At 65.4% G+C, this 9608-nt stretch carries 13 protein-coding genes; 10 read left to right on the top strand and 3 right to left on the bottom strand.

Features of this window, described 5'->3' with window-relative positions:
* Nucleotides 1-3 precede the first annotated feature (3 nt).
* The 5 genes from GOOTI_RS04620 to ccsB are packed head-to-tail and all read left to right on the top strand — an operon-like array spanning nt 4 to nt 4320.
* On the top strand, nt 4-609 hold the full coding sequence (locus GOOTI_RS04620; RefSeq protein WP_007237413.1) for a TlpA disulfide reductase family protein: 606 nt from the start codon (nt 4-6) through the stop codon (nt 607-609).
* Nucleotides 610-614: 5 nt separating this feature from the next.
* Complete coding sequence (locus GOOTI_RS04625; RefSeq protein ID WP_007237414.1) at nt 615-1394, top strand: cytochrome c biogenesis CcdA family protein; 780 nt, start codon at nt 615-617, stop codon at nt 1392-1394.
* Between the two features lie 11 nt (nt 1395-1405).
* Complete coding sequence (locus tag GOOTI_RS25600) at nt 1406-1600, top strand: hypothetical protein (protein WP_138985164.1); 195 nt, start codon at nt 1406-1408, stop codon at nt 1598-1600.
* Nucleotides 1597-3255, top strand: coding sequence for a cytochrome c biogenesis protein ResB (gene resB, locus GOOTI_RS04630; RefSeq protein ID WP_007237415.1), 1659 nt, complete (start codon nt 1597-1599; stop codon nt 3253-3255). The genes GOOTI_RS25600 and resB overlap by 4 nt, the downstream gene beginning before the upstream one ends.
* A gap of 51 nt (nt 3256-3306) precedes the next feature.
* Complete coding sequence (ccsB, locus tag GOOTI_RS04635) at nt 3307-4320, top strand: c-type cytochrome biogenesis protein CcsB (protein ID WP_007237416.1); 1014 nt, start codon at nt 3307-3309, stop codon at nt 4318-4320.
* On the opposite strand, the gene GOOTI_RS04640 is transcribed toward ccsB, so the two are convergent.
* The 3 genes from GOOTI_RS04640 to GOOTI_RS04650 form a co-directional block, all read right to left on the bottom strand.
* The gene (locus GOOTI_RS04640) at nt 4277-4774 is read right to left on the bottom strand and encodes a helix-turn-helix domain-containing protein (protein ID WP_007237417.1); all 498 of its coding nucleotides are present in this window, start codon (nt 4772-4774) and stop codon (nt 4277-4279) included. The two genes, ccsB and GOOTI_RS04640, sit on opposite strands and share 44 nt — an antisense overlap.
* 131 nt (nt 4775-4905) lie before the next feature.
* A complete protein-coding gene (locus GOOTI_RS04645) occupies nt 4906-5112 on the bottom strand; it encodes a hypothetical protein (RefSeq protein ID WP_007237418.1) in 207 nt (68 codons plus the stop codon).
* A gap of 70 nt (nt 5113-5182) precedes the next feature.
* Nucleotides 5183-5404: a BldC family transcriptional regulator gene (locus GOOTI_RS04650; protein WP_007237419.1), complete on the bottom strand. Its 222-nt coding sequence runs from the start codon at nt 5402-5404 to the stop codon at nt 5183-5185.
* A 158-nt stretch (nt 5405-5562) separates the two neighbouring features.
* Between GOOTI_RS04650 and GOOTI_RS04655 the strand changes: the two genes are divergently transcribed.
* From GOOTI_RS04655 to GOOTI_RS04675, 5 genes are all read left to right on the top strand, one after another.
* On the top strand, nt 5563-5925 hold the full coding sequence (locus GOOTI_RS04655) for a DUF4229 domain-containing protein (RefSeq protein WP_138985165.1): 363 nt from the start codon (nt 5563-5565) through the stop codon (nt 5923-5925).
* Nucleotides 5922-7073 carry an L-cysteine desulfhydrase Cds1 gene (cds1, locus tag GOOTI_RS04660; protein WP_007237421.1) on the top strand — a complete coding sequence of 384 codons (1152 nt, stop codon included), beginning with the start codon at nt 5922-5924 and terminating at the stop codon, nt 7071-7073. Before GOOTI_RS04655 ends, cds1 begins: the two co-directional genes overlap by 4 nt.
* Nucleotides 7074-7155: 82 nt before the next feature.
* Complete coding sequence (locus tag GOOTI_RS04665) at nt 7156-7530, top strand: holo-ACP synthase (RefSeq protein ID WP_007237422.1); 375 nt, start codon at nt 7156-7158, stop codon at nt 7528-7530.
* Between the two features lie 27 nt (nt 7531-7557).
* Nucleotides 7558-8271, top strand: a complete 714-nt coding sequence (locus tag GOOTI_RS04670) for an ABC transporter ATP-binding protein (RefSeq protein ID WP_007237423.1) — start codon at nt 7558-7560, stop codon at nt 8269-8271.
* Nucleotides 8271-9608: ABC transporter permease (locus GOOTI_RS04675; RefSeq protein ID WP_007237424.1), on the top strand; the 1338-nt coding region annotated here is incomplete at its 3' end. The genes GOOTI_RS04670 and GOOTI_RS04675, both read left to right, overlap by 1 nt.

Below are 9608 nucleotides of genomic sequence, written 5' to 3' on the forward strand. Positions count from 1 at the left end.
CACATGCGTAGTAAGACCTTCACCGCTGCTCTGATCGCCGTGCTGACCACGCTCGGCGTGTTGGTGAGCGGCTGCAGCGGGGGCAACGACGCCGTCGCGCAGGGTGACACCTTCCAGTTCGTGTCGCCGGGTGGGAAGACGACGATCACCTACCCGGAGTCGGAGCGCAAACCGATCGCCGACCTCGTCGGCCCCGATCTCGTGACCGATCAGCAGATCGACGTCGACAAGGATTTCGCGGGCAAGGTCACCGTCATCAACGTGTGGGGCTCGTGGTGCGGGCCGTGCCGCGCGGAGGCCGACGACCTCGAGACCGTGTACGAGCAGAACAAGGACAAGGGCGTCGCCTTCGTCGGCATCAACCTGCGCGACGATCGTGCGTCGGCGAAGGATTTCGTCGCCGATCGTAAGGTCGGGTATCCGTCGATCTACGACTTCGACGGCGCGACACTCGCCTCGATGACCACCCCGACGTCGGTGGTTCCGACCACCGTCGTTCTCGACCGCAAGCACCGTCCGGCAGCGGTGTACCTGCGCACGGTCAGTTCCGATGAGCTCGGCGCGATGGTCGAGAAGGTCGCTGCGGAAGACTCCGGAAAGCAGCCGTGAGCGGGATGGGACAGACCTTCGCCGACACCGTGACCAGTGGCCCGTTGCTGCTGGCGCTTGCCGCATGTGTCGTCGCCGGTCTCGTCTCGTTCGCGTCACCGTGCGTGGTGCCGTTGGTGCCGGGCTATCTGTCCTATCTCGCCGGGCTCGTCGGTGCCGAAGCGCCTGCCGTCACCGTCGGCGAATCACCCAAGCGAGGACGCTCGCGCGTGGCGATCGCCGCAGCGCTGTTCGTGCTCGGTTTCACCATCGTGTTCGTCGCGGCGACCGCGACGATCCTGGGCATCACGAACACGGTGATCGTCAATCATGATGTGCTGCAACGTGTCGGCGGTGTGGTCACCATCGTGATGGGTCTGGTGTTCATCGGCCTGATCCCGATGATGCAGCGTGAGTTCCGTTTCGCGCCGCGTAACGTCTCCAACATCGTCGGTGCACCGCTGCTCGGCGCGGTCTTCGCGCTCGGCTGGACCCCGTGCCTCGGCCCGACACTCGCTGCGGTGATCGCGACCGCGAGCGGAACGCAGGGGGCCACAGCGGTCAAGGGTGTCGCGCTGATCATCGCGTACTGCGCAGGGTTGGGGATTCCCTTCGTCATCCTCGCGTTCTCGTCGGCGTGGGCGCTACGCAGCCTCACCTGGCTGCGCACGCACGCCCGGCTCATCCAGATCTTCGGCGGCATCATGCTCATCGCAGTCGGCGTAGCCCTGGTCACCGGCTGGTGGGATCAGTTCATCGTGTGGGTCCGCGACGCATTCATCTCCGACACCGAGCTTCCGGTATGAACGCAGACCGCATGACCCCGAGCGGAGGCGAGGCATTGACCCCGAGCGGAGGCGAGGCATTGACCCCGAGCGGAGGCGAGGCATTGACCCCGAGCGGAGGCGAGGCATTGACCCCGAGCGGAGGCGAGGCATTGACCCCGAGCGGAGGCGAGGCATTGACCCCGAGCGGAGGCGAGGCATTGACCCCGAGCGGAGGCGAGGAATGACACAGACCGTCGACCGGCCATCCACACCGGCGCCGCAGACCCCGCAGCGCCCGCACTGGGTCAAGCGTCGGGTGCTGTGGCCGCTGCGCAACGTGTGGCGCAGCCTGACGTCGATGCGCACCGCCCTGGTGCTGTTGTTCCTGCTCGCACTGGCTGCCATCCCGGGCGCCCTGCTGCCGCAGCGCGAACTCAACGAGCAGAAGACTGCGCAGTACATCACCGACCACGGCTGGCTCGGCGAGTGGATGGACAAGATCCAGCTCTTCGACGTCTTCTCCAGCGCATGGTTCACCGCGATCTATGTGCTGCTGTTCATCTCGCTGGTCGGCTGCCTCACCCCGCGTATCTTCGAACACGCCAAGAGCCTGCGCACCAAACCCGTTGCTGCGCCGCGCAATCTGTCTCGCATGCCGCGTCACATCACCGAGACGGTCGACGGCGATCCCGCGGAACTCGCCGAACGCATCTCGGGCAATCTGCGTGGCTGGCGTCGCGAGGTCACGGTGCGCGAGCCGTCGAAGGCCTATCCCGAAGGCTGTGTCGAGGTGTCCGCGGAGAAGGGCTACCTCCGCGAATTCGGCAACCTGGTCTTCCATTTCGCGCTGTTGGCACTGCTGGTTTCGATCGCGGTGGGCAAGGTGTACGGCTACGAGGGCACGCGCAGTCTGGTCGCCGACGGCGAGCAGGGACTGTGCAACACGTCGACGGCGGTCTACGACTCGTTCCGCGCGGGTGCGTTGGTCGACGGGACCGACCTGTCACCGTTCTGCATTCGCGTCGACGACTTCTCCGCGACATTCCTCCCCGACGGTCAGCCGTCGATGTACGACGCGAAGATCCGCTACACCACCGACCCGCGCACACCGTCGTCGCAGTGGCAGGAGCGATCGGTGCGCGTCAACGATCCGCTGCGCGTCTCGGGTGACCGTGTGTACGTGTTGGGCAACGGTTTCGCGCCGACCTTCACCGTGACCTTCCCGAACGGGGAGAAGCGCACCCAGACAGCGCTGTTCATCCCCGAGGTCATGCAGACCATGCTGTCGTCGGGTGCCGCGCGGTTCGACACCCCCGCCGGGCTGTATCCCGACGAGGACACGCGGCGCAAGAACCAGATCGCTCTCGAGGGTCTCTTCGCGCCGACGGCCAGCTATGACGGCACGCTGCTCAGCTCGTCGTCGCCCGAACCGAGCGACCCGCAGGTCGCGATCCGGATCTACAAGGGCGACACCGGCCTCGACACCGGTCGCGCGCAGAACGCGTACTCCCTCGACACCAACATGATCCACCAGGGCAGGTTGAATCGTGAGGCGCAGGCCAATCTGAAGGTCGGCGAGAGCGCAAGCCTGCCGGATGGGACGAAGGTCAGCTTCGACGGCTACAAGCGCTGGATCTCGGTGCAGGTCTCCCACGACCCCGCACAGATCTGGGTGCTGGTCTCGGCCATCGTCATGCTCGGTGGTCTGGTGGTGTCGCTGGTGATCCGACGCCGCCGCATCTGGGCCCGTCTGGTGCCCGACTCGGAGAACGGCGAGCGACGACGTACTGTAGTAGAAATTGCCGGGCTGGCCCGCACCGACCAGGCCGGTTGGGGCGAGGGCTTCGACGATCAGGCGCGTGGCCTGCTCGACGAGGACAGTCGCGCGAGACGCCTGTAATAGATGCGTCGTGGTAGACGCATCGATAGCAGCAAATTGAGGTAGGCACAGATGGGCAACGGAACAGACCTGATCGACGAGACGATGGCGCGCTACTCCGACCTTCTGTTCGGTACCGCGATCACCATCTACGTCCTGGCGATGCTCATGTTCCTCGCGGCCCTCGCCGGTGCACGCTCACGGAAACTCTCCGCAGCCAAGGAACTGGTCACCGCGGGCGGTGGATCGACCACGTCGACACAGCGGGCTCCCGGCAGGATCGAGGGTCCGGCTCCGCGCACGGTGTCGGAGAAGATCGGCAACATGGCGTATCCGGTGGTGTTCGTCGGGTTGGTCGCGCACATCGCATCGATCGTCACACGAGGAATCGCCACCGACCGCGCCCCGTGGGGCAACATGTACGAGTTCATCTCGCTGACCTGCGCAGCCTGCGTGGTCGCGGGACTCGTCATCCTGCGCAAGCAGATAAACCGTCCGCTGATCGCCTTTGTGCTGCTGCCGGTCACGCTGCTCATGTTCATCGCGGGCCGCTGGCTCTACACGCAGGCCGCGCCCGTGGTTCCTGCGCTCAAGTCGTACTGGCTGGCCATCCACGTGTCCATCATCTCGATCAGCTCCGGTGTGCTGCTCGTGTCCGGTGTGGCCAGCATCCTGTACCTGGTGAAGATGCGCTGGGGAGCGTCGACCGAGACGGTCGCCGAGACCGGCGGCGGTGCCATCGGGGGACTGAAACGACTCGTCGCCCACATCCCGAGCGCAGAGGCACTCGATCGTCTCGCCTACAAGTGCGTGGTGTTCGGATTCCCGCTCTTCGGGCTGGGTATCGTCTTCGGCGCGATCTGGGCCGAGTCGGCTTGGGGCCGCTTCTGGGGCTGGGACCCAAAGGAGACCGTGTCCTTCATCGCCTGGATCATCTACGCGGCATATCTACACGCCCGCGCGACCGCGGGGTGGCGGAACAGCACAGCGGCCTGGATCAACGTCGCAGGATTCGTCGCCCTGCTGTTCAACCTGTTCATCATCAACCTGGTGGTGTCGGGCCTGCACTCCTACGCGGGACTCTGAGCCCCGCTGAAGTTCTCGCGGTCCGCTCGGACACAGCCTGCGCGCGCACCATCTTGAGCAGGTCGATCACGACGTCGATGGTGTCGGGGCACAGGCTACCCACATCGATTCCGGACAGATGTGTCTCGGTGGTGGCGAGCATCGCCACGTAATCGCGTTGCCGCTGTACGCGATCGAGGTCCTCGTCGGGATTCGAGAGGAAGTAGGTCACGCTGACCTCGAAGGCGCTGGCGATGGCCTCGACCGTCTTGAACGACGGCGTGCGCGCCTTACCTGTCCGCAACTGCGAGATGTAGGCGTCACTCAGCGAGTGACCGCGTTGATTGGCTTTCTCGGCAATCCTCTTACCGGTGTACCGGTGGCCGTTCTCGTCTCTGGAGTGCTCGAAGAGTTCAGCCAGCTTGGCGGCGAAACTGTCGTCGCCACCGGTTGCCGTGCCCGGGCGAATGGTCATGGATCACAACCAGCCCGACGTGTCGATGTGGGTGGTGATGTCGGTATCCCCCTGGCGCAGTGTCGGATACGGAACCGTCATCGTACCCGGACTCTGCGAGGGCGTGTCGTGCATCCCCGCTGGGCGATGCGTCACAGTTCGTCGTTGGGTCCTCGGGTGCGCCGGTCGAGGTCGCGAAGGAAATCCGCGTCATCGTCGGGGCCGACCGGTCGATGCGCACGCGAGCGTGAGGTGCGCGCACCCATCGAGTCGCGGCGTTCTGACAGCTGAGGCCCGAAAGCGCGCCACAACAGAAAACCGATCGCGACCAAGCCGACGATGGCCAGTAGAAACGTCATGGCAACCTCCCATCAACCAGGGTACGCGACCCGATGTGGGAGGCCTGTGACCTGCTGGCGGCGCGTGCGACTATCCGACGCGACGATTGAGGAGGGCGACGACGTCTTCCTCGCGAAAGCGTCGATGGCCGCCCGGGGTGCGGATCGACCCGAGAATGCCCGAGCTCGCCCACCGTGCGACGGTCTTGGGGTTCACATTGAACATCGCGGCGACCTGGCCGGGGGTCAGCGTGTGCTGGCTGGCGAGGCCAGGGGTGATGACGGTGGCTGCACCAGGGTTGAGAGCGGTCATTGTTCTCCCCTTCGGGTTCTCGAAGACGCGCAGCTTGCGCGCTCACACATGAATACACGCAAAACGCCCAGGTACTCGAACCGTCATATCGAGGTAAAGAGAGTCAAAAGGTGGCCGTGACCTGCGAACACCTATTCCGGCCCAAGTATCCTGAGCGTGTGAGTGACAAGCGGGACCCCACGCAAACGGGTACACACAAACCAGACAACACAGACATCGCAGGTCAGCGCGGTGTGGGCATGGGAGACCTGGTGGTCTCCATCCTGCTGTACACAGTTGCCCGTCTTCTGCTGGTGGTGGTCGTGGCCGCGATCATCATGGGTATCGGCGCGTTGGCAGGTGTCACGGTGCCGCTGTTGGTCGCGGCGGTGTTCGGTGTGCTGATCGCGCTTCCGCTCGGGATGGTGTTGTTCAAGAAGCTGCGCGTACGCGTCAACACGCAGATCGCAGCGGTCGACTCCGAGCGTCGTCGTAAGCACGAGGACCTGCAGACGCGCCTGCGCGGAGCAGACGGCAAATGACGCACACCGTCGAGTCCGCGCGCAGCGTCGATCATCGCGGCGACCGACGCTGGGCCGACAACGCGGTGCGACTGATCGAAGCGGATGCACGCCGCAGTGCCGACACGCATCTCCTGCGTTGCGAACTGCCCGCGTGGTCGCGCTGGGTCGACGACGGAAGCAACGGGGCGCCCGGGACCGAGGTCGGCGTCGACCTGTACCTGAAGGACGAGAGCACCCATCCCACGGGCTCGCTGAAGCATCGGTTGGCCCGATCGTTGTTCCTCTATGCGCTCTGCAACGGATGGATCACCGAGGGGACCACGGTCATCGAGGCGTCCTCGGGATCGACGGCCGTCAGCGAGGCGTACTTCGCTCATCTGATCGGTGTGCCGTTCATCGCAGTGATGACCTCGGGCACATCGCCTGCCAAAACGGCTCTCATCGAACGTGAGGGCGGACGATGCCACTTTGTCGAGCGTGCGTCGGATGTCTACGACGAGGCACTGCGACTCGAGCGCGAGCTCGGCGGACATTTCATCGACCAGTTCACGATGGCCGAACGCGCAACCGACTGGCGCGGCAACAACAACATCGCCGAGTCGATCTTCGCGCAGATGGCCACCGAGGATCACCCGGTGCCCACATGGATCGTGGTCGGTGCAGGCACCGGCGGAACGTCGGCGACGCTCGGCCGTTATCTCCGCTACCGCCGACACCCCACCTGGTTGGCCGTCGTCGATCCCGAGAACTCAGTGTTCCTGCCGGCCTACGAGAGTGGTGACGGGTCCCTGCGGTCGGAGACCGGATCGCGGATCGAAGGCATCGGGCGACCCCGCGTCGAACCCTCGTTCGTGTCGCAGGTGATCGACCGCATGATCGGTGTACCCGACGCCGCGTCGATCGCCGCCGCCCGTCACCTCTCGGATCGGTTGGGACGCCGTGTCGGGGGTTCGACCGGCACGAATATGTGGGGTGTCGCGCAGGTGATCTCCGAGATGGTGGCACAGCGTCAGGCCGGCAGCGTCGTCACACTGCTGTGTGACTCCGGGGACCGTTACGCGACAACCTATTTCGACGACGACTGGGTCGCCGCGCAGGGCTTCGACCTCACCGCACCGACCGCAGTGCTCGACGAGTTCTACCGCACGGGGGAGTGGACGGGCTGATCGGGCACACTGATTGTCGGCAGAATCGATGAGCGCTGGGAGGGCTGATGGCTGAGACGATCGAGATGTTGGCGGTGGCCATATGACGGTCATCGTCGGCTGCGACCTCGTCGACGTTGCCGACATCGAGGAATCGATCGACCGATTCGGCGATCGTTATCTGACCCGGGTGTTCACCGACGCGGAGATCGCTCACTGCGACGGGCCGAATCGCGCGCAGCGTCTCGGCGCGCGATTCGCGGCGAAGGAGTCGGTGATCAAGACATTGGGCATCGTCGACGACGCGACACCGTTGCGCGAGATCGAAGTCGTCATGAACGGTGCCGTACCCGGCATAGCCCTGGCGGGTGGGATGGCTGCGCTCGCCGAGAGCAGAGCATGGCGGAATCCGTCGCTGTCACTGTCGCATACGTCGACGCACGCCATGGCGACCGTCGTCGTCCAAGTCGGGATGTGACAGCGGGGGTGTGACGGGGAACACCGTGTGTCGCCTACCATCGGCGAGGTGGCCGACTGTGTGGTGAGGGCGGAAGCGCTGGTTCGCGAATATCGACTCGGCGATGAGCGGGTCCGTGCGCTCGACGGACTGAACCTCTCGCTCGACGGCGGACAGTTCGTGTCCATCGTCGGTCCGTCCGGCGCCGGCAAGAGCACGCTGCTGCACATCATCGGCGCCCTGGATACCCCGACGTCGGGCTCCATCGAGGTCGACGGCGTCGACCTCGCGTCACTCGACGACAATGCCGCGTCCGCTTTTCGACGGCACCGCGTCGGGTTCGTGTTCCAGTTCTTCAACCTCGTGCCGACGATGTCGGCGTGGGAGAACGTAGCTCTCCCACGACTTCTCGACAGTCAATCGCTGCGATGGGCCAAACCGCGGGCCGTCGAACTCCTCGACAGCGTCGGACTCGGCAACAGGGTCGACCATCGACCGTCGGAGCTGTCGGGCGGCCAGATGCAACGCGTGGCCATCGCGCGATCGCTGATGATGGAGCCGTCCATCCTGCTCGCCGACGAACCGACCGGGAACCTCGACTCGCACACCGGAGAATCGGTCCTCCAGCTGCTGTCCGAGGTTGCCCACGACGCGCCGAACCGGCTGGTGATCATGGTGACGCACGATCCACATGCTGCCGATGTCGCCGACACCACGATCACGGTGCGAGACGGCAGGATCGCAGCTCAGGACGAGGCGTAGTGTCGTCGAGACCGGTGCGGTCGCCGCTCGCTGCACTCACCCGCGTGCGCGTGCTCAACCTGCGCGAGCTGCGCGACCACAAGCTGCGCGTGCTCACATCGTTGATCGTGGTGGCGGTGTCGTCGGCGCTGCTGATCGCAGTGCTCGGCACGTACGGCTCGCTCACGGAGTCGATCCGCGATTTCGACTCCGCCATCAACGGAGTGGCCCAGCTCGAGGTTGCCTCGATCGCCGACTCGGGCATCGACGAGTCGCTGGTGGGCGAGATCCGCGCGGGGGCGTCGGACGCGAAGGCTGTCGTTCCCGTTATCCGCGGAACCGCCGTGGTCGGCGATCGGCGGATTGCGCTGGTGGGGTCCGACTTTCGTGCGACCGCTCTCGGTTCGGCCGTCCAGCAGGCCGCGGAGACGGGGCTGAAGGCTGACGATCTCGACGACGGCGTCGTCGTCGGCGCCGACACCGGACTTCGCCTCGGAGAGCGCATCTCGGTCAACGGTATCGATGTGCGCGTGGTCCGTGTCGTCGACAGCGGGGGCGGTGGTGGACTCAACAACGGCGACTTCATGTTCGCCTATCTCGGCCTGGCTCAACGGTTGACGGGTCTCGAGGGCAGGGTCTCGTCCATTCTGATCGTCGCGCGACCGGGGACCGATCACGGCCGACTCGACGCAGAGGTCAAGCGTGTCGTGGCTGGTCGCGCCGTGGTCGTCGACCCGGGTTTCCGCGCCAAACAGGCAGAGGTGGCGGGGTCGGTCACGCGTGATTCGACGCTCCTCGTGTCGCTCATCTCTCTCGTCATCGCCGCGTTCCTCGTGTTCAACACCATGAACATGGCGGTGGCGTCGCGACGCCAGTCGTTGGCGATGGTCCGTGCGTTGGGCGCCAAGCGTTCTCATTTGGTGGGTGATCTGCTCGTCGAGGCGGCGGTCTTCGGCTTCGTCGGCGGTGCGATCGGCGTACCGATCGGAATTCTCGCGGGGCGGTGGGCGATTTCGCGCGTTCCCGCGGCGACACGGGACTCGGTCTCGATCGCCGTCGACTACCACCTGCCGTCGTATGCGCCGATCGTTGCGGTGGTTGCCTGCGTGTTGGCGTGTGTGGCGGCGACATCGCTTGCAGCGAGGTCGGTGTTCGCGGTGTCGCCGGTGGAGGCGATGGTCTCGGGCGAGGTCGCTGACGCCCAGCCTCAGCGCGGGCCGCTGACATGGTTGGCGGCCGTCGGTGGCGTGGCGCTGCTCGTCGGATCATGGTTCATCGCGGTCGACGTTCCGGGACGTCCGGCGATCATCGCCGGAGCTGTGTATGCGGTTGGGGCTCTTCTGATCTGTTATGCCCTT

Source organism: Gordonia otitidis NBRC 100426 (genome assembly GCF_000248075.1).
GTDB classification, from domain to species: Bacteria; Actinomycetota; Actinomycetes; order Mycobacteriales; family Mycobacteriaceae; genus Gordonia; species Gordonia otitidis.